This is a genomic window from Enterococcus sp. DIV0176, assembly GCF_050528535.1.
In the GTDB taxonomy this organism is placed as follows: domain Bacteria; phylum Bacillota; class Bacilli; order Lactobacillales; family Enterococcaceae; genus Enterococcus_B; species Enterococcus_B thailandicus.
On record NZ_CP172879.1, the window covers coordinates 1,978,280 to 1,998,916 of the forward strand.

Here is a 20,637-nt window from a genome sequence, read left to right on the forward strand (position 1 = left end):
AAACACAATAACGAACCACAATTAGATAAAAATACTGTTTTATTATGTTTCTTCTTCTCATTTAATAACAAAAAAACAAATAGAAAAAATCATTCTTTTTTCATAAACCCGCATTTATTTCACTTAATTCCTGCTTTTGACTCTTCCCGCAAAAAAACAGAGCAGTTTATGAAAACTACTCTGTTTGACCTATTTCTTATTTTGCTTCGCGATCTGCTAGCGAAGCACCAACAAATGCTTTGATTAATTTTTGTGGACGATTTGGTCGTGAAATCAACTCTGGATGGAATTGACAACCAACAAAGAATTTCTTCTCAGGAATTTCAACGATTTCAACCAAGCGATTGTCTGGTGAAACACCAGAGAAAACCAATCCTTGTTCTTCAAACATTTCACGGTATTGGTTGTTGAATTCATAACGATGACGGTGACGTTCTTGAACGACATCTGCCTCTTCGTATGCTGTTGCTGTTTTCGTTCCTTTTTTGATTTTACATGGATATAAGCCCAAACGAAGTGTGCCACCAAGGTTTTCAACATTTTCTTGGTCAGCCATCAAATCAATAATATTATTTTGAGCATCAGGATTTGTTTCAGCTGAAGCTGCGTCAGGAAGACCCACTACATTGCGTGCAAATTCAACACAAGCCATTTGCATACCTAAACAAATACCTAAAAATGGAATATCATTTTCTCTGGCAAAACGAATTGCTTCAATTTTACCTTCAACGCCTCGATCACCAAATCCACCAGGAACTAAAATTCCGTCAGCATCTTTCAAGCGTTCTGCGACATTTTCTTCCGTTAATTCTTGTGCTTTGACCCAATCCAATTCAATATCTGCATCATAAGCAAAGCCTGAATGTTTCAAAGCTTCTACTACTGAGATATAAGCATCAGGTAACTCAACATATTTACCAACTAAAGCAATACGGACTTTTTTCTTCAAGTTCAAGACACGTTCTTCTAATTCTTTCCATTCCGTCATGTCTGCTTCTGGTGTTTCAAGTTTCAAGTGCTCGCAAACAATTCGGTCCATCCCTTGTTTTTGTAGCAATAATGGAATGGAATATAATGTATCCACATCCGGTGATTCAATCACGGCTTCTGGTTCAACGTCACAAAATTGTGCTAATTTATTTTTTACGTTTTGTGAAACAGGTTGTTCCGTACGAACGACTAAAATATTTGGTTGGATTCCCAAGCCACGTAATTCTTTCACACTGTGTTGTGTTGGTTTTGTTTTCATTTCACCAGCAGCTTTTAAATAAGGAATCAATGTTGTATGCACGTACATTACGTTATCTGCACCAACATCAGCTTTCATTTGACGCAAAGCCTCCAAGAATGGTAATGATTCGATATCACCCACTGTTCCGCCAACTTCGGTGATGATGACATCAGAGTCTGTTAATTTTGCGGCACGCATGATCTTTTCTTTGATTTCATTTGTGATATGTGGAATCACTTGGACAGTTGCTCCTAAGTATTCCCCTTTACGTTCTTTACGCAATACTTCAGAATAGATTTTTCCTGTGGTAACATTGGAGTATTTGTTCAAATTGATGTCGATAAAACGTTCATAGTGTCCTAAGTCTAAGTCTGTTTCCGCACCATCATCTGTTACAAATACTTCTCCATGTTGATAAGGACTCATTGTTCCTGGGTCAACATTGATATACGGATCAAATTTTTGGATAGTTACCTTTAGGCCACGATTTTTCAACAAGCGACCCAATGAAGCTGCTACGATCCCTTTACCAATCGAAGATACAACGCCGCCAGTTACAAAAATGTATTTTGTCATAAATTCAAAAACTCCTTCTTGTTTTATCTGCAGGAAAAGTCCCAGAAAAAATAAAGAAAGCTCCCTATTCTTCTAACAAGAATAGGGAGCTGAAATTTCTGTAAACTTCTGACCCTTTAAAAGGGTGCCCAAGGAGTATAATACAAGCTCCAGAATTGAAAGTCAAGACATCAATTTGATGATTGCGATTTCAAAAAAATTTGTTGGTGTTGGAAGCATTCTAAACAACATAGCTCTAAAACAACTAAAATCAGTGTTGTCATGTGGGGTGCAGTTTTGGAAGCATTCTAAACAACATAGCTCTAAAACAGGTTGATTTCTCCATCAATCTGTAGATAGGTTTTGGAAGCATTCTAAACAACATAGCTCTAAAACTTATATTCTGGGTTTTTGTTTGTTTTTTCCGTTTTGGAAGCATTCTAAACAACATAGCTCTAAAACATGTTAAAGTCCTCTTTTCAATATATTTTTGTTTTGGAAGCATTCTAAACAACATAGCTCTAAAACAATCATAGAGTTTTTCAAGTGTTAGTGCTTGTTTTGGAAGCATTCTAAACAACATAGCTCTAAAACCTCGCAAAAAAATTCAAGGTTTCGTAATCGCACTACTCGTCCATAGCAAAACTTCAGTTAGAGTACTTCAACAATTGTTTTTTCTTATTATATCATGGGAAAATAAACCTGTGGGAAACAAAACATAATGGATGAAAAAAACACAGAGACAAAAGATTGCCTCTGTGTTTACTACTTTTTTGACTTAATAAAGTTCTAAATATTGTTCTCTTTCCCACTCAGAAACTGTTTGACGGAAAGCTGCCCATTCCAAACGTTTCGCTTCAACAAAGTTTGAGAAGATGTGTTGACCTAGTGCATCAATCATCACTTCATCTTTACGCAATTCTTTAATTGCGTTGTGAATCGTTGAAGGTAAATCTTGAATTTGCGCTGCTTCACGTTCTTCTTCATTCATCACATAAATATTACGGTCAACCGCATCTGGCGGTGTTAATTCACGACGGATACCATCTAAACCAGCTTGCAATAATACGGCCATTGCCAAGTAAGGATTTGCAGATGGATCAACTGAACGTAATTCTAAACGAGTGGATACGCCACGTGATTCAGGAACTCGAACTAATGGTGAACGATTATGCCCACTCCATGCAACGTAAACAGGTGCTTCATATCCAGGAACTAAACGTTTGTATGAGTTCACTGTCGGATTGCAAACAGCTGTGTAAGCACGCGCATGATGCAACAACCCACCTAAGAAATGATAAGCGGTTTGACTTAATTCTAACTCGCCATCTTTATCATAAAAAGCGTTGCCGTCTTCATTAAACAAGGACATATTACAATGCATTCCTGATCCATTGATTCCATATAATGGTTTTGGCATAAAGGTTGCGTGTAGGCCATGTTTTCTAGCAATTGTTTTGACAACCAACTTGAACGTTTGAATGTTATCACAGGCATCTACTACATCTGCATATTTAAAATCAATTTCATGTTGTCCTGGCGCAACTTCATGGTGAGAAGCTTCGACTTCAAATCCTAAACTCTCCAATTCTAAAACGATATCACGACGACAATTTTCCCCTAAATCTGTTGGGGCAAAATCAAAGTAACCGCCCTTGTCATTTAATGTCGTAGTAATTCCGCCATCCTCATCAAGTTTAAATAAGAAGAATTCAGGTTCTGGGCCTAAGTTGAAAGAGGTAAAACCAAGTTCTCTCATGTCTGACAACGCACGTTTTAAGTTTCCACGAGGGTCGCCAGCAAACGGTGTTCCATTTGGGTTGTAAATATCACAAATTAAACGTGCAACTTTTCCATGCGCACTCTCCCATGGGAAAATCATCCAAGTTGAAAGATCTGGATACAAATACATATCGCTTTCTTCAATTCGAACAAATCCTTCGATTGAAGAACCATCAAACATCATTTTATTTTCTAAAACCTTGTCAATTTGACTTACTGGAACTTCAACATTTTTGATTGTTCCTAAAATATCTGTGAACATTAAACGTAAAAAACGTACGTTTTCTTCCTCAATAATTCGTTTGATTTCTTCGCCAGTTATTTGTTTCTTTACCATGGTATCCCTCTTTCATTTTTATTTTTTTATTTTATTCAGTCATAGAATTGATGTTGCATTCCTTGCGACTGATAGTGCCCAGTTTTACTTAGCCCACCTTGTGATAACATTTCATCACGAAAGATTTGACGGACATCATGATCGGTCAATGGTCGTTTTTTCTTGGCTTCTTTTTTCTTCGCCTGCGCCATTTCATATACACGTTTGATTCCTGCCATATTCAGACCATCCGAAAGATAATCTTTGATTTCCAACAATGTATCAATATCATTCAACGAATACATACGACGATTTCCTTCGCTACGTTCAGGATGAACAAGCTCTTGCTCCTCATAATAACGAATCTGTCTCGCAGTTAGATCAGTCAACTTCATAACTGTACCAATTGGAAAAACTGACATTGAGCGTCGTAATTCCTTTTCTCCCATCAGATGTCCCCTTTCGTTTTCTAAGTTGAGAAAAGTGTACCAATTTATTTTTTACTTGTCAACGATTCATGTTAGGTTTTCTAACATGAAAGATAAAAAATTTTTCCGTACAAAAAAATGAGCTCTTTCTTTGCTAGAAAAAGCTCATAGATAGATTGATTATTTATTGATGGTAAACAGCATTCACTGCGTGAGAAACCGCAATTTTTACATGTTCAAAGGTCAAGCCACCTTGAATATACAGAGCATAGGGCTCTCTCAAAGGACCGTCTGCACTTAGTTCAATACTCGCACCTTGGACAAAAGTACCTGCTGCCATAATAATATCGTCTTCATATCCAGCCATATAAGAAGGAATCGGCGCAACAAATGAATCAATTGGTGAAAACTTTTGGATTGCTTGGCAAAACGTGACCATCGCTTCCGCATTTTCCATTTCAACTAATTGAATCAAATCCGTTCGTGGCTCATCCCAACGTGGTGTCGAACGTAGTTGATAACTCTCTAATAAAGCTGCCGTAAATACTGCACCTTGAATCGCTTGACTAACTACATGTGGCGCTAGGAAAAATCCTTGCAGCATATCATAAACATTCCCTAACATTGCGCCCCCTTCTGCACCAACGCCTGGTGTAGTCAAACGATAAGCCGCACGCTCAACAAACTCTTTTTTCCCAGCAATGTAACCACCCGTTTTCGCAATTCCACCACCAGGATTCTTGATTAATGACCCAGCAATGAGATCCGCACCAATTTGAGTGGGTTCCATTAGTTCAGCAAATTCTCCATAACAATTATCAACGAAAATGACCACATTTGGATCAATTTCATGCACAAATGTACACATTTCTTTTATTTTTTCAATCGTAAAGGATGGACGTGTAGCATAACCTCGTGAACGTTGAATCGCAACCACTTTTGTTTTGCTTGTCATCTTCTTTTTAACTTGTTCAAAGTCTACTTTTCCATTTGTTTGCAAGTCAACATGATCGTAGCCAATCCCGTACTCTTTAAACGAACCAATCCCGTTTCCGGCAACACCGATGACTTCTAATAAAGTATCATATGGAGTTCCTGTAATATAAAGCAAATCATCCCCAGGGCGCAATACACCAAAAAGGGCTGTCGCAATTGCATGTGTCCCCGAAACAATTTGTGGACGAACAAGTGCAGCTTCCGCCCCGAAAACTTGAGCATACACAGCTTCCAGAACGTCGCGACCTAAATCGTCATTTCCATAACCAGTTGATGGTAAAAAGTGAGTTTCTGATACTTGTTGCTCTCGAAATGCTGTTAATACTTTTGCTTGATTCGTCAATGCTACTTCTCGAACCTCCGCTAATCGCTTAGCAATCTTTTGATCCACTTCATCTATTTTTTCAACTAGCTCAGGCGCTAACTCAGCTGTCCAACTCATCTGTCATTCTCCTTATCCATTTCGAAGTACTTTTAGCAAAGCCTCTGACTTCATAGCTATTCTTTTCTTCGATAAATTCTTCACTTAACACCAAGGTTTGCCGCTTGATTTCACTTAACTGTTGCCCTGCCTCACTTGGTAAGAAAAGCGTATAGGGGGTTAGTAGTTCCATGATTTCTCGCTTGATTGCTCGTGTTAATTCTTGTTTTCCCGATTCACTTTTGGCTGAAATTAAACGATTAGGAAATAAAGTTGGTGTGAAAGCTCCACGATTGACTTGGTCTGCTTTATTATAAACAGTCAAGATTGGTACATCTTTCATTTCAAGTTCATCCATTAATTTCAAAACCGTTTGTTCCTGTAAAATTCGTTCAGGCGCGCTAGCATCTACGACATGTAGAAGTAAATCCATGTTTTGGCTTTCTTCTAACGTTGAATGGAACGCATCAATCAGTTGTGTTGGCAAATCTTGAATAAAACCAACAGTATCCGTCATCGTTACTTCAAACCCTTCAGGAAAATGCCATTTTTTTGTCAATGGATCAAGTGTTGCAAATAACTGATCTTTTGAATACGTATCTGCTTGGGTCAACAGATTTAAAATCGTTGATTTACCAGCATTCGTGTAACCAATTAGACCAATTTGAAAAATCTCATTGTTTTTTCGTTGTTGTCGATTGCGCTCACGATGTGCCTCAACTTCTTTCAGTTCACGTTTGACTGCATAGATTTTGTTGCGAATATGCCGACGATCCGTTTCCAGTTTTGTTTCCCCAGGTCCTCTTGTCCCAATTCCCCCGCCTAAACGAGATAAAGTCTTCCCTTGTCCCACCAATCGCGGCAACAAATATTCAAGTTGTGCCAACTCAACTTGCAATTTACCTTCTCTTGAACGCGCACGCATCGCAAAAATATCTAAAATCAATTGTACTCGGTCGATCACCGGCAATCCTACGGCATCCGAAATGATTTGGCTTTGTCGTGGCGTTAGCTCGTGGTTAAAAATAATCAAATCAGCTTCATAAGCAGTTGCTTGCTGGATTAATTCTTCTAATTTACCTTTACCAATCAATGTTTGGCGATCAACTTGCGGTCTTTTTTGTGTAAGCGAAAAAACCACTTCTCCTGCCGCGGTTTTCGTTAATTGAATCAATTCTTTCATTGATTCTGCAAAATAAGATTGATTTTTTTCCGTTTCGACCCCGACGATCACCACTTTTTCTTTCTCTTCAATCATTGTGATTCCTCCAGCCATTTTTGAATTTTCGTTTCAATTACTTGCTGTTTTTCGGGTTGCTCCACCAAATCAAACCACTGGGCAGTTAGTCGATTTCTAAACCAAGTGAGTTGCCGTTTTGCATAACGTCTGGAATTCTGTTTGATTTGTTCTGCGACTTCTTCTAAAGAATTCTGTCCATTAAAATAAGGGAAAAATTCTTTATAACCAATTCCTTGACTCGCTTGTGTGTCACCTAATTGATAAACAAAACGTGCCTCCTCTTCCAAACCAGCTTTTAGCATCAAATCCACGCGTAAATTGATTCGCTCGTAAAGCTTTTCTCGGTTCGTATCCAAACCAATCATGTAATAATCATAGAATTGTTTTGGCTGTTCTTTGGGAGCAGTAATACTGAAGCCTGTCATTTCTAAAACTTCCAGTGCCCGGACAACTTTTCGTTGATTGTTCCAATGGATTTTTTCTGCTGCTTCTGGATCTTTTTCCTTAAGCATCGTCCATAAAGCTTCGTTTCCATACTCGTCAGCAAATGCTTCGTATTTTTGGCGAACTATTTTTGTTTCCTCTTGCTGTTTGTCTGCAGCGCCTAATTGATAATCATAAAGTAAAGACTGAATATATAACCCCGTACCACCTGCAATAATTGGCAAATGACCTCGAGCCGTGATTTCAGCAATCAATTGTCTAGCAGACCGCTGAAAATCAGCAGCTGAGTAGCGTTGCGTCGGCTCAATCACATCAATTAAATGATGTGGCACGCCCGCCATTTCTTCTGAGGTGACCTTGGCTGTTCCAATGTCTAGTTTTCGGTACACTTGCAAAGAATCACCGCTAATAATTTCTCCATTAAATTTTTTTGCTAATTCAATGCTCAAAGCTGTTTTACCAACAGCCGTTGGGCCAACAATTACTAATACTTTTTCCATAAACATCCTACTTTTTCATAAATTGTTTCAGGCGAATGGCTCTCTCTGGATAATCGGTAATGATTCCTGTCACTCCAAGTCCATAACACCAATTGATTTCTTCTTCTGTATTGATTGTCCACGGTCGAATAGGCTTGTCAAAGATTCCTAATTGTTCGGGCTGTTCTTGCAACCAAGTTTTCTTAGGATGAACGCCTTCGATAAATTTGTTTTCCTTTGCATACATGATTTTATTTTTTGAAGTCCCTGTCAAAACATCTAATTGAACATCGGGTTCTAGTTTCGCCATGCGCTCCAAAGAAGCCAGGTTAAAACTGCAATACCCATGTTCAAACGGCCAAGACTGTTGCAACAAAGCAGACACTTTTTCCTCAATTTGAGGATACTCATACTTGTCTGTCTTTAATTCAATCATTAATACACCGCGATAGTTTTTTTGGAGCAAAAGGTTCAGTACCTCTTTTAACGTTGGCACTTTTGCCGCAGAAAAATCTTTGCTAAACCAACTACCGGCGTTCAACTTTTTGATTTCTTCCAACGTTTTTTCGCGAATCAATCCTTTACCATTCGTTGTCCGATCGACTTCTTCATCATGCATCACAACTATTTGGCCATCTGCACTAAGATGAACGTCTAACTCGATTCCATCTGAACCAACCCGAACTGCTTCGGCAAATGCTGGTAATGTATTTTCAGGATGCGTTCCGCTACTTCCACGATGTGCATAAATCTGTACCATATTCATTCACTCCAATCGAGTACTATTGTAACATATGGAAGAAGTTCTAGCTCAAGCACTGAGCCTAGTTGAACAAGTACATAAGCACTTCAAAGAACTTTCCCTGTTTTTAGATAGCTATGCATTTTTTGATTTCTTACTTTAAAAAGCTCACGAGTAAATTTGTTACTAAAAAACATTCATTGCGCAAAAACAAAAAATCGTTTTAAGAAAGTTTTTCTATTGACAACAAAAAAGAACCCTGACTCTCGTCACGGTTCTGTTGCTAGTTGATTTGCTAGTTAGCTCCACACGTCGTCTTTTGAAAAGAAGCCGATTGGTTGTTTCGTCAGATTTTTTAATTGCAATTTTTTCTCGTTAATCATCTCAGTCAAATTATCGCTAAAGTTTTCTAAAATGACACGACCACCTTTGTACGCGTACCCGCCTACTTTCATCGTTTCATCAGGTGAAAGAATTACTTTTCGATGAGCGATTGTTTTGAATAATTCATCTAAAATGTAATTAGGTAAATAAAAATTGTTTTGTGTCGCATATGATTGCAAATAAGCAAAGTCATCAATCGTGATGTAACAGTCATCAAATGCATCAAAGCTAACATACTCTTCCATTAAAGTCGAACGTTTTTGCAAAATCTCGTTGACCTTCTTATTCAATTGATTCAACGTTTCAATTTCTTTGACCTTTAGTTCTAGTTCACGTCGACGTGTTTCTTTATTTTCTAAATGACGCATCTGGATTGCCATGCCAAGATAGACAACCAACGCACCCAAAAGAACGCCAATAAATCCTATGATTCCCACTTCCAAATCTACTGCTCCCCCTTGTTTCTATTCTCTTTTTATCATAACATAAAGATGACTTTCTTCGATTAATTTATCGAAGTTTTTTCATTTGACCTTTGTTGACCAAAAAGGTATACTTCTTCTTAGGTATTAAGAATACTTTATGTTACACTAACTTTGAAAGAATTTTAAGGAGGAAATTTAGAATGAATTTAATTCCTACAGTTATCGAACAATCATCTCGTGGTGAAAGAGCCTACGATATTTATTCTCGCCTATTAAAAGACCGCATCATCATGTTGAGTGGACAAGTAACAGATGATCTTGCAAATTCAATCATTGCACAATTGCTTTTCCTTGATGCACAAGACTCTGAAAAAGATATTTATCTTTACATCAACTCTCCAGGTGGATCTGTGACAGCAGGTATGGCTATTTATGACACAATGAACTTTGTCAAAGCAGATGTTCAAACAATCGTTATGGGGATGGCTGCTTCAATGGGTAGCTTCTTACTAACTGCTGGTACAAAAGGGAAACGTTTTGCTTTACCAAACGCAGAAATCATGATTCACCAACCACTTGGTGGCGCGCAAGGCCAAGCAACTGAGATTGAAATCGCTGCTCGCCATATTTTACAAACCCGTGAACGCTTAAATAAAATCTTGGCTGAACGCACAGGTCAACCACTTGAAGTCATCGAAAAAGATACTGATCGTGACAACTATATGACTGCTCAACAAGCAAAAGATTATGGCTTGATCGACGAAGTAATGGAAAACAATTCTGCTTTAAAATAAGCATAAAAAGACTGGGACAAAACTAGAAAACCAGTCTTCCGTAACACCTTTTTCAATTTTAAAACCGCCTAAAGTTCGTTTTTGGAAACGAACTTTAGGCGGTTTTTCTATTTAGGATATTTTGCCTCAAACTTTTTTTACGAATAAACAGTGTTCCGAAAACAACTCCTCAATATAACTTGATAGCTTGCATTTACTTCAAAATATAAAATGCTATTTTTAATCCCTGCTCGCTAGATTGTCAGAGCTCAGCATTTTGCACCACAACTTTATCCACGGTGTTCCACAAGCAACTTCTCAAAATAATTCATAACTGTCTAAAAACATGAACAGCTATTTTTGTCAGTTGCTCTTTATTTTTTCGAAGCTGACCGCTTGGAACCACAACCTTTTCATTTAATATTTGCCTGCTAAATATTCTTGCCCTAACTCAATATAGTGTTGGATATTTGCTTGATTTTTTTGAATTTCTTCCTCCGTTAACGGACGGATCACTCTAGCTGGTCGTCCAAATGCCAAAACATTTGGTGGAATCACTTTGCCCTCGGTTACCAAAGATCCTGCCCCAATCAAACTATTCTCTCCGATTTGAGCATGGTTTAGAATTGTTGAACCCATTCCAATCAACGCACCTTTTTCTATTTTACACCCATGGAGCATACATTGATGACCAACAGTAACATTTTCTGCAATTTCTGTCGGCGCATCATGATCCACATGGATGATTGTTCCATCTTGAATATTGGTTCCTTGTCCTACCTTAATCCAGTTACTATCTCCTCGCAAAACGGCTTGATACCAAATCGTTACATCCTTTGCTAAAGTAACATCACCGACTACTGTTGCATTTGGTGCAATAAAGAGTTTCTCCATTTGTCTCCCGCCTTCACTCGTTATTTGTTCAAAGTATAGCAATACTTTTCAGTGAATACTAGAAAAACTAGACGAAAAAAGGTTGCAACAAAAGTCCACAGACTTCATGTTACAACCTTAAACTTCGTTTGAATCTTATAGTTGTTCTAAAACAGCTTCATAAGCTTCAACTTGTGCTAATAAACGTTCAATTTGTACTTCGTTTTCGATAAAATTGATTGAATTGCCTAGTTCTTCTTCTCGGCGTGTTGTCAAACGGTCGATTTCTTTTTTTGCTTCAGCAATTTGTTTGTTTAGGAATTGTTCCATTATTTCCATCTCCGTTTCTTCTTGATACTTTAACTGTATCACCAAGTTTTTGGAAAAACAAAAATTTCGCATCGAAAAATAATCTCTCATTTAACAAGTTAACACTACTACTCGACTTCTTCTGCAAATTGGCTGTTATAAAGTTTCTCATAAAAACCACCTTGCGCAAGCAAACTTTCATGTGTTCCTTTTTCGATAATTGATCCTTGATCCATTACTAAAATCAAATCCGCATCACGAATCGTCGACAATCGGTGCGCAATCACAAAGCTCGTGCGCCCTTTCATGACACGATCCATTGCCTTTTGAATCAAAGCTTCAAGACGTGTGTCAACTGAACTTGTTGCCTCATCCAAAATCAAAATCTTAGGATCAGAAATCACAGCACGGGCAATTGTTAATAACTGCTTCTGTCCAAGAGAAACATTGTCACCTTCAGCATTGATTTCCATTTCATAACCGTCTGGCATTGTACGAATAAAGTGATCGACATTCGCTGTTTTCGCTGCATCAACGACTTCATAATCAGTAGCATCTAATTTCCCAAAGCGAATATTGTCCGCAATGGTTCCTTCATATAACCAAGCATCTTGCAGCACCATTCCAAATAATGAACGGACATCACTTCGACTCAAGGATTTTGTGTCAATACCGTCAATTTTGATTGCACCGCTGTTCACATCATAAAAGCGCATCAATAAATTAATCAAGGTCGTTTTCCCTGCACCAGTTGGTCCAACTACAGCAACCATCTGTCCTGCTTTGACTTCAAAATTCAAGTCTTGAATCAACGGCTTACTTGGATCGTATGCAAAGTCAACATGTTCAAACTTGACTGCACCTTCAACAACCTCGGGTAAAATCGCATCAACTTCATTTAATGGTTCTTCTGGCTCATCAAGAATTTCAAATACGCGTTTTGTTGCTGCAGAAGCACTTTGCAATACAGAAGAAAGTTGAGTGATATTCCCCATTGGTTGACTGATTTGCCAAATGTATTGAATAAACGCTTGAAGTTGCCCCACAACGATTACACCAGTAATAACATAAAAACTTCCCATAACAGCCATACCAATATACGTTGCATAAGCAGTCAATTGAACTAATGGCATCATTAAACCAGAAATAAAGGCCGCTTTGAATCCAAAGTATTTTAGTTGATGATTGACAGCTTTAAAACCATCTAATGTTTGTTTTTCACGTCCATAAACTTTTAAAACAGTAAATCCTGTCATATTTTCTTGGACATATCCGTTCAAATCACCAAGTGAATTTTGCATGTTTTGGAAATCTTTTTGCGAAACATTCACGATTTTTTTAGAAATCCAAATGGAAGCTGGAATCATAATCATTGAGATAAGTGCCATGATTGGTTGGATATAAAACATCATCACTGCAGCCATTGCAATCGCAAGTACAGCATTGACAATTCCGATAAAAGCTTGCTGTAATGCACCACTCACAGCATCCACATCATTGGTTACCCGAGATAAAATATTACCTTGCTGGTTTTTATCAAAATAAGATACGGGCAAACGATTGATCTTTTCTTCGATATCACGACGTAAATCCTGCATCGCACTTTGCACCACATTCGTCATCAGCACACCTGATAACAATTGCGAAACACAGTAACCGATTCCGACAATCGTGATCCAAATCAGACATTGAATAATATAAGAAAAGTTGATTGGTTCATTGTTTGCTAAATTTCGGCTGATTTCCGTTGTTGGTAGCCCCGTTACATAAGGAAGAGCCGCATTGAACGCAACCGTTAAGACCGTAAATAAAAGAACTAGCATAAATGTTGCTTTATAAGGATTAATATAATGTGCCAGTCTTTTTAAAGAAGAAAATGTTTGTTTCATGCTAATTCCTCCTTCGATAGTTGAGAGGCAGCAATATCGTAATAGATTGGGCAATTTTCCAGTAATTCACGGTGCGTACCCATTCCAACAACTTCCCCTTCGTTCAACACAACAATTTTATCTGCGTGCATAATCGTTCCGACACGTTGCGCCACAATCAAAACAGTGGATTCCGTTGTTTCTTTCTTCAAGCGAGCACGAAGTTTCGCGTCTGTTTGGTAATCCAAAGCAGAGAAACTATCGTCAAAAATGTAAATTTCTGGTCGGCGGATAATTGCGCGGGCAATGGCTAATCGTTGCTTTTGTCCACCAGAAAAGTTTGCGCCTCCCTCTGAAAGATGTTCATTGAATCCATCTGGTTTACGAGAAATAAAGTCAGTGGCTTGTGCAATATCTGCTGCTTCTTTCATTTCTTCATCTGTCGCATCTTCTTTTCCGTAACGGAGATTTTCTGCGATTGTTCCAGTAAACAACAAGGCTTTTTGCGGAATAAAACCAATCTTGTCACGTAAAGTGCTTAAACGATAGTCTCGCACATCTACCCCGTCAATCAGAACTTCGCCTTCACTCACGTCATAAAATCGCGGGATCAGCTGGATCAAGGTTGACTTGCCACTCCCCGTACTTCCGATAAATGCAACCGTCTCACCTGGTGAAGCGGTAAAACTTACATTACGAATGACTGGTTCTTGTGCATGACCAGGGTAAGCAAATGTTACATTCTTAAATTCAACAAATCCTTTCGTTTTCGTTTCCGAAACACCTTCAGGATTTTCTGAAATCTCAGGTTGAGCATCTAAAGCTTCTTGGATACGCGAAGCAGAAACAGCTGCCCGTGGATACATCATAAAGACACTTGCAAAGAGCATGAACGAGAAGAGCGCATGGAAAATATATTCGATAAATGCAATCAAGTCCCCTACTTTTAGTGACCCAGCATCAATTTGTAGTGTCCCGCTCCAAATAATCAAGACCATTACAATATTAAACAGGAAGTAAAAACCTGGTTGTGCTACTGCCATCAAACGAAATAAACTTTTTGAGCTTGATGCATAATTTTCATTGACTTCGCCAAAACGTTTTTCTTCGAATTTTTCATTCACAAAAGCGCGGATGACACGCAGACCAGATAAATTCTCTCTTAGTATACTGTTGATTTTATCTAAATTCTTTTGTTGCTTTTTGGATAATGGTTCAGAAACTTTCGCAATCGCTATCACTGCGAGTAATAAGAAAGGGAGTGCGCCGACTACATACAGCCCTAATATCGCACTTGTCCGAACAACCATATATAGACTGACTGCAAACATCATCGGTGTCATAAAACCAATTCGCAAAATGTTTTGTAAAAACAACATAATCTGATACGCATCATTCGTCGTACGCGTAATCAGAGAAGAAACACCTAAATTTTCATACTCTTGATGCGAATAACTTTGAATTTTTTCAAATAAATCATCACGAATATCTGCAACAATATTCGTCGTGATTCTTGAACCAAAATAGCCTAAAAGAATATTTAAAATAATTCCGATAACGGTGATTACAATCATGACAATCCCTTGTTGTTTGACGTAATCAAAATCATCTTGTAATATCCCAAAGTCAATCATTCGCGCCAAAATCGTTGGTAAACCTAATTCAATGAGGATAAAACCAAATACACAAATAAAATTCAAAAGTAAGAATTTCTTGTACCTCATTGTGTAGTGCCACATTAACTTCACTTTCTCATCTCCCTTTTAAAAATTTCATTTTTTTGCCATTAAATCCCATGATAGCACACTAAAAACCTTATTAGAACACTTCACGTTCAAAAAATTACTGGAAATAAATCCTCAAGATTTTTTTAGGACTCTGCTGTTGATTTCTATACTTATTCCCCAATTTGTGCTAGAATAACAAGTAATTATTGTATAATTTTTTATACAAAGGTACGGTTGAAGAAAATTCCGAACAGAACAAGCAAAGCGAGGCTTGTCTCTTTGATTCAAATAATTAATTTGAGTCAAAGCATATCAAAATTCAGGTGGCTTGCCCACTCGTTTTGTGTTGTCTAAAAAATCAACTAGCTAAATTCCTGCGTATGCAGATAAAGGAGACAAAATAAATGATTTACAAAGTTTACTATCAAGAATCAAAAATCCGTAACCCTAAACGGGAAGAAACACAAGTGCTTTACATTGACGCGAAAGATGATGTCGAAGCACGTCAACGCGTTGAAGAAAATACCCCATACAATATCGAGTTCGTTCAACTTCTAGAAGGAAATCACCTAGAATACGAAAAAGAGAACGTTCAATTTACTTTAGTGGAGTTTTAAGATGAAACTTTCCATCAAAAATAATGAGACAGGCGTCTTTGCAATTGGTGGATTAGGTGAAATTGGGAAAAACACGTATGGGGTACAATTTCAAGATGAAATTATCATCATTGATGCTGGAATTAAATTCCCAGAAGATGATTTACTTGGAATTGACTATGTGATTCCTGACTACAGCTACATCGTTCAAAACTTGCACAAGGTGAAAGCTCTTGTGATCACTCATGGCCATGAAGATCATATCGGCGGTATTCCTTATCTTTTGAAACAAGCAAACATTCCTATTTATGCTGGACCTCTTGCATTAGCCTTGATTACAAATAAATTGGATGAACATGGCTTGCTTCGTGATGCTGAGCTTCACGAAATCAATGAAGATACGATTATTCGTTTTAGAAAAACATCAGTTAGCTTTTTCCGTACAACTCATAGTATTCCAGATGCTTTAGGTGTTGTAGTTAAAACGCCATCTGGAAACATCGTTGCAACAGGTGACTTCAAATTTGATTTCACACCCGTTGGCGAACCAGCTAACTTACACAAAATGGCACGTATCGGCGAAGAAGGTGTTCTATGTTTACTATCCGATAGTACGAACGCTGAAATTCCAACCTTTACAAAGTCAGAAAAAACCATTGGCTTATCCATTTTAAAAATCTTTGAAAAAATCGAAGGACGCATTATTTTTGCCAGCTTTGCTTCAAACATCTTCCGTTTACAGCAAGCCGCAGATGCAGCAGTCGCAACGGGTCGAAAAATTGCAGTCTTTGGTCGAAGCATGGAAAATGCAATCGTTAATGGACAACGTCTAGGCTACATCAATGTTCCTGATGGTACATTTGTCGATGCTCATGAGATTAATCGTTTGCCTGCAAATGAAACAATGATTTTATGTACTGGTTCTCAAGGTGAACCAATGGCAGCTCTTAGTCGTATCGCTAATGGAACTCACCGTCAAATTCAAATCCAACCAGATGATACTGTGATTTTTTCAAGCTCACCAATTCCAGGAAATACAACAAGTGTTAATCACTTGATTAATTTGTTATCTGAAGCTGGTGCTGAAGTTATTCACGGAAAAATCAACAACATCCATACTTCTGGTCATGGTGGCCAAGAAGAACAAAAATTGATGTTGCGTTTAATGAAACCAAAATATTTCATTCCCGTTCACGGTGAATTTCGAATGTTAAAAATCCATGCTTCCTTAGCACAAGATGTAGGTGTTCCTGCTGAAAACTGCTTTATTATGGAAAACGGGGATGTCTTAGCATTAACTGCGGACTCTGCTCGACCAGCCGGTCACTTTATTTCTGGCGATGTCTATATTGATGGTAGCGGAATTGGTGACATCGGTAATGTTGTCTTGCGTGATCGCCACACCTTATCTCAAGAAGGACTTGTGTTAGCTGTCGCTACAGTTGACATCAAGAAAAAAGAAATCTTGGCTGGACCAGATATCTTATCACGCGGCTTTGTTTATATGCGTGAATCTGGTGAAATGATCAACGAGGCACAGCGAATTTTATTCCACGCCTTACGAGAATGTTTGAACGCACCTGATTGCTCAGAACATAAATTAAAAGAAGCAATGACTAGTGCATTACAACCTTTCTTATTTGATCGAACAGAAAGACATCCAATGATTTTACCAATGATTATGACTCCCGATATGGGCGAATAACTAGCAACTTACTCCCACAAAATAAGTGAGAATAAACAAAAAAACACTTCTATTCCCTTCATTTTAATAATGAAGAAAGTAGAGGTGTTTTTTTGGTCTAAAAAAGTAACTTGTTTTTTCTCTTATTACCACATATTCACCTAAAAAAAAGACAGTAACCACATGAATTGTAGTTACCGCCTTTTGAATATTGAGTGAATTAAGCTTTCTCAACGTTTGTAGCTTGTGGTCCACGATCTGAATCTTCTACATCAAAAGTTACAGCTTGGCCTTCTTCTAATGTTTTGAATCCGTCGCCTTGAATTGCTGAGAAGTGAACGAATACGTCGCTTCCGTCTTCACGTGAAATGAAGCCAAATCCTTTTTCAGCATTAAACCATTTAACTGTTCCATGTTCCATTATATAATAGCCTCCTCGTGCATAAGAGCACTTATTTGTTTGTAACATTGCTCGTGTACGATAGAGGTGAACAAATGTCTAACTTCTATTCCCAAACAAAATTACACTATAATTGTACACTTGCTCAGTTTTTTTTGCAAGAATGTCACTTACTCCTCTTCCAGTAATCCCTCTTCTCTTAAGCTCAAATATTGCTTCGTACCAATAATCAAATGATCTAATACTTCGATTCCCATCAACTCGCCACACTCTCTCACCCGTTTAGTAAAATGTAGATCTTGTTTGGATGGAAGAACATTACCAGATGGATGATTATGCGCCAAGATGATTTTTGCTGCAGAAACTCTCACAGCAAAATGAAAAATTTCTCGTGGATGAGCAATCGACTGATTTAAAGAACCAATAAACAACGTTTTCTTCAAAATGAGTTGATTCTGGGTATCCAAATAAATACATACTAAATGTTCTTGTTGAAAATCACGCATCTCCATAATCAGCTGTTGCGCAAGGTCATAGCTTGAGCGTATCAGTGCACTTGCTGGTCGGGCTTCCACTTGAATGCGTTGACCTAACTCAATCAACGCACAAATTTCTAATGCTTTGACTCGACCGATTCCACGAATTTCCCGCAACTCAGTTAATGATGCTTGTCGTAATGCAGTTAAATTAGCAAATTTTTTCAAGACCTCACCTGCAATATCCATTACATTATATGGGTGTTGTCCTGTACGTAGTAAAATCGCTAGCAATTCTTGATCAGACAAAGCCTCTACACCATAAGATTCCATTCGCTCTCTTGGAAGTGATGTCGTCGGTACTTCTTTCATCAATCGTTTTCCCATAAAAAAACCTCCTATTCCGTTCACTATAACTTACGAAAAAAGAGGTGTTTTTTATCAAATAAATGTTGGAATTTCATGTAATGAAGAGACCACAGCAACTGTTTTATCTGCAAGTTCAGCAGATGGCTCCAATAAATCTGGTACCATAATAACAGGTATTTCTGCTGCTTCTGCTGCTAAAATCCCATTTTGTGAATCTTCTAAAATCAAGGTATTTTCTTTAGTTGTTCCTAACTTTTGTTGCGCTAATAAAAAGATTTCTGGATCTGGTTTGGCACGTTTTACATTTTCAGCAGAAACGATCATATCAAAACGAGTCAATAAATTATTTTTTTCTAATAAGAGTTCGATCACTTTTCGTTGATTGCTAGAAGCCACCACTTTAGGAATATCTTGTTCCTCCAAGAAATCTAGTAGTTCCATCACACCAGGCTTTAGTTGAACATTTCCGGAAGCAAAACGAGTAAGCGTTTCCTGGAAAGACTCGTCAATAAATCGCTGAACGGTTTCTCGGCCATACTCAGCAAAAATCTCATGATAATTTGCCCAGACTTCTTCATCAGAAACACCGAGAAAGCGCAAATAAAATTCTTTATCGTACGGAAAACCCATTTGATCGGCTACCATCTGAGTTGCTTCATAATAAACCATTTCTGTATCAAACAATAAGCCATCCATGTCAAAAATCACTGCGTTAACCTTCATCATTTCCTCCTAATTCAACTAATAGTTTACGAACTTCTGAAATAAAGTAAAGAGAACCTGTTACCAGTAATACATCTTCGTCTGTCATTTTTTCTAAAATTTCCGCTAATCCAAATTGCCAAAGTGAAACGATTGACACTTTTTGATTGGCTAAATCTGCTACTTGATCCAGTTCAATTGCTTTTGGATACTCAAATGTAGTGAGATAAATATGGGCGTTAGGAATATCTTGTAATTGTTGCAACATACTATTTACATTTTTGGTAGTCAATGCCGAAAACAAGATATTGATTCGATAACCAGAAAATTCTTTTTTCATATTTTGAACCAATCGCTTCATCGCATGGGGGTTATGTGCACCATCTAAAATAACTAATGGTTCTTCACTTAAACGTTCCATTCTGCCAGGCCAGTGTGCTTGTTTCAAGCCATTTTTGACTTCTTTTTCGCGAAACGGCAATTTTTCCATTTGGCAATAAAGTGCATACAATTCAATAGCAACGCCTGCATTTTCTACCTGATGTTGGCCCAACATACTTGTACTTAGACCGACCATTTTTCCGGATTCATTATAAAAGTCAAAAACTTCACCCCAATTTTTTGCTGGATGTTGATAGATGACTCGATACTCTTCACCAAATAAATAATGTTTCGCATTTTTATTTTTAGCTGTCTCATTAATCACGGCTAATGCATTTGGTTCAATTTTCCCTGTCACAACGGGTATACCTTGCTTAATGATTCCCGCTTTTTGTGCTGCAATTTCTTCTAGTGTTTTTCCAAGAACCTCCGTATGATCCAGCCCAATCGTTGTGATGGCTGTCAGCATTGGCTGGGCAACATTCGTTGAGTCCAACAAGCCACCTAAGCCAACTTCAATAATTGCGATATCGACCTGTTTTTCTAAAAAATAATCAAATGCCATTGCAGTTAAAGTTTCAAACTCCGTAATTCCAGCAACTACTTCAAATTTATCAAGATGTTCAACCAGTGGCTGATACTTTTCCACTAATTGAATCAATTCTTCATCAGGAATTCCTTTCCCATTGATTGAAATTCGTTCATTAAATGTTTCAATGTAAGGAGAGGTAAAGGTTCCTACTGTTAACCCTGCTTCTTCTAACAAACAACGTAGATATGTCACAGTTGAACCCTTGCCATTGGTCCCAGCAATATGAATCGTTTTGACTTTTTTTTCTGGGTGATCAACGACTTCCAGTAATGCATTCACGCGATCTAAACCTGGACGTGAGCCAAAAGGTAATCGGCTATGGATCCAAGCAATTGCTTCTTCAATTGTCATCAACAATGCCCCCATTTCTCTTTCATTATAGCAAAAAGAACGGCTGAAAGAAGTGTTCCGCTTAAAGAAAACCGAAAAATCATTCAAAATCAG

19 protein-coding genes and 1 CRISPR repeat array are annotated in these 20,637 nt (G+C 37.9%); of the genes, 3 read left to right on the forward strand and 16 right to left on the reverse strand.

The window, feature by feature from the left end:
* Positions 1-196: 196 nt before the first annotated feature.
* The 8 genes from IGJ66_RS09185 to IGJ66_RS09220 form a co-directional block, all read right to left on the reverse strand.
* Positions 197-1,807: a CTP synthase gene (locus tag IGJ66_RS09185; protein WP_067480293.1), complete on the reverse strand. Its 1,611-nt coding sequence runs from the start codon at positions 1,805-1,807 to the stop codon at positions 197-199.
* 206 nt (positions 1,808-2,013) lie between these two features.
* Positions 2,014-2,380: a CRISPR direct-repeat array (repeat unit 36 nt; unit sequence GTTTTGGAAGCATTCTAAACAACATAGCTCTAAAAC).
* A gap of 184 nt (positions 2,381-2,564) precedes the next feature.
* Entirely contained in the window at positions 2,565-3,905 is a 1,341-nt protein-coding gene (gene glnA / locus IGJ66_RS09190) for a type I glutamate--ammonia ligase (protein ID WP_067480290.1), read from the reverse strand.
* Between the two features lie 35 nt (positions 3,906-3,940).
* Positions 3,941-4,333 carry a MerR family transcriptional regulator gene (locus IGJ66_RS09195; protein WP_067480287.1) on the reverse strand — a complete coding sequence of 131 codons (393 nt, stop codon included), beginning with the start codon at positions 4,331-4,333 and terminating at the stop codon, positions 3,941-3,943.
* Positions 4,334-4,496: 163 nt separating this feature from the next.
* The gene (locus IGJ66_RS09200; RefSeq protein ID WP_075491925.1) at positions 4,497-5,750 is read right to left on the reverse strand and encodes an aminotransferase class I/II-fold pyridoxal phosphate-dependent enzyme; all 1,254 of its coding nucleotides are present in this window, start codon (positions 5,748-5,750) and stop codon (positions 4,497-4,499) included.
* A complete protein-coding gene (gene hflX, locus IGJ66_RS09205; protein ID WP_067480282.1) occupies positions 5,734-6,987 on the reverse strand; it encodes a GTPase HflX in 1,254 nt (417 codons plus the stop codon). Before hflX ends, IGJ66_RS09200 begins: the two co-directional genes overlap by 17 nt.
* Positions 6,984-7,913 (reverse strand): tRNA (adenosine(37)-N6)-dimethylallyltransferase MiaA, encoded by a 930-nt coding sequence (miaA, locus tag IGJ66_RS09210; protein ID WP_067480279.1) that lies wholly within the window; start codon positions 7,911-7,913, stop codon positions 6,984-6,986. Before miaA ends, hflX begins: the two co-directional genes overlap by 4 nt.
* Positions 7,914-7,920: 7 nt before the next feature.
* Positions 7,921-8,652, reverse strand: a complete 732-nt coding sequence (locus tag IGJ66_RS09215) for a glycerophosphodiester phosphodiesterase (RefSeq protein ID WP_075491921.1) — start codon at positions 8,650-8,652, stop codon at positions 7,921-7,923.
* A gap of 281 nt (positions 8,653-8,933) precedes the next feature.
* Positions 8,934-9,461: a hypothetical protein gene (locus IGJ66_RS09220; protein WP_071869273.1), complete on the reverse strand. Its 528-nt coding sequence runs from the start codon at positions 9,459-9,461 to the stop codon at positions 8,934-8,936.
* Between the two features lie 182 nt (positions 9,462-9,643).
* On the opposite strand from IGJ66_RS09220, the gene clpP reads away from it, so the two are divergent.
* Positions 9,644-10,237, forward strand: coding sequence for an ATP-dependent Clp endopeptidase proteolytic subunit ClpP (clpP, locus tag IGJ66_RS09225; protein ID WP_067480270.1), 594 nt, complete (start codon positions 9,644-9,646; stop codon positions 10,235-10,237).
* A 396-nt stretch (positions 10,238-10,633) separates the two neighbouring features.
* Here the strand turns inward: clpP and IGJ66_RS09230 are convergent, their stop codons facing one another.
* The 4 genes from IGJ66_RS09230 to efrA form a co-directional block, all read right to left on the reverse strand.
* Entirely contained in the window at positions 10,634-11,110 is a 477-nt protein-coding gene (locus tag IGJ66_RS09230; RefSeq protein WP_071869274.1) for a gamma carbonic anhydrase family protein, read from the reverse strand.
* A 135-nt stretch (positions 11,111-11,245) separates the two neighbouring features.
* On the reverse strand, positions 11,246-11,419 hold the full coding sequence (locus IGJ66_RS09235) for a hypothetical protein (protein WP_370629887.1): 174 nt from the start codon (positions 11,417-11,419) through the stop codon (positions 11,246-11,248).
* Positions 11,420-11,526: 107 nt separating this feature from the next.
* Positions 11,527-13,287, reverse strand: coding sequence for a multidrug efflux ABC transporter subunit EfrB (efrB, locus tag IGJ66_RS09240; RefSeq protein WP_067480260.1), 1,761 nt, complete (start codon positions 13,285-13,287; stop codon positions 11,527-11,529).
* Positions 13,284-15,014 carry a multidrug efflux ABC transporter subunit EfrA gene (gene efrA, locus IGJ66_RS09245; RefSeq protein ID WP_067480257.1) on the reverse strand — a complete coding sequence of 577 codons (1,731 nt, stop codon included), beginning with the start codon at positions 15,012-15,014 and terminating at the stop codon, positions 13,284-13,286. The genes efrB and efrA overlap by 4 nt, the downstream gene beginning before the upstream one ends.
* Before the next feature lie 383 nt (positions 15,015-15,397).
* Between efrA and IGJ66_RS09250 the strand changes: the two genes are divergently transcribed.
* Both IGJ66_RS09250 and rnjA read left to right on the forward strand, forming a co-directional pair.
* Positions 15,398-15,610 carry a DNA-directed RNA polymerase subunit epsilon gene (locus tag IGJ66_RS09250; protein WP_067480254.1) on the forward strand — a complete coding sequence of 71 codons (213 nt, stop codon included), beginning with the start codon at positions 15,398-15,400 and terminating at the stop codon, positions 15,608-15,610.
* 1 nt (position 15,611) lies between these two features.
* The gene (gene rnjA / locus IGJ66_RS09255; protein ID WP_067480251.1) at positions 15,612-17,294 is read left to right on the forward strand and encodes a ribonuclease J1; all 1,683 of its coding nucleotides are present in this window, start codon (positions 15,612-15,614) and stop codon (positions 17,292-17,294) included.
* Between the two features lie 199 nt (positions 17,295-17,493).
* Here rnjA and IGJ66_RS09260 read toward each other — a convergent pair whose 3' ends face one another.
* The 4 genes from IGJ66_RS09260 to IGJ66_RS09275 all read right to left on the reverse strand — a co-directional run bounded on the left by IGJ66_RS09260 (position 17,494) and on the right by IGJ66_RS09275 (position 20,544).
* Positions 17,494-17,694 (reverse strand): cold-shock protein, encoded by a 201-nt coding sequence (locus IGJ66_RS09260; RefSeq protein ID WP_067480248.1) that lies wholly within the window; start codon positions 17,692-17,694, stop codon positions 17,494-17,496.
* A 149-nt stretch (positions 17,695-17,843) separates the two neighbouring features.
* Complete coding sequence (gene radC, locus IGJ66_RS09265; RefSeq protein WP_067480245.1) at positions 17,844-18,536, reverse strand: RadC family protein; 693 nt, start codon at positions 18,534-18,536, stop codon at positions 17,844-17,846.
* A gap of 54 nt (positions 18,537-18,590) precedes the next feature.
* The gene (locus tag IGJ66_RS09270; protein ID WP_067480242.1) at positions 18,591-19,241 is read right to left on the reverse strand and encodes an HAD family hydrolase; all 651 of its coding nucleotides are present in this window, start codon (positions 19,239-19,241) and stop codon (positions 18,591-18,593) included.
* Positions 19,231-20,544, reverse strand: coding sequence for a bifunctional folylpolyglutamate synthase/dihydrofolate synthase (locus IGJ66_RS09275; protein ID WP_067480238.1), 1,314 nt, complete (start codon positions 20,542-20,544; stop codon positions 19,231-19,233). Before IGJ66_RS09275 ends, IGJ66_RS09270 begins: the two co-directional genes overlap by 11 nt.
* Between the last annotated feature and the right edge of the window lie 93 nt (positions 20,545-20,637).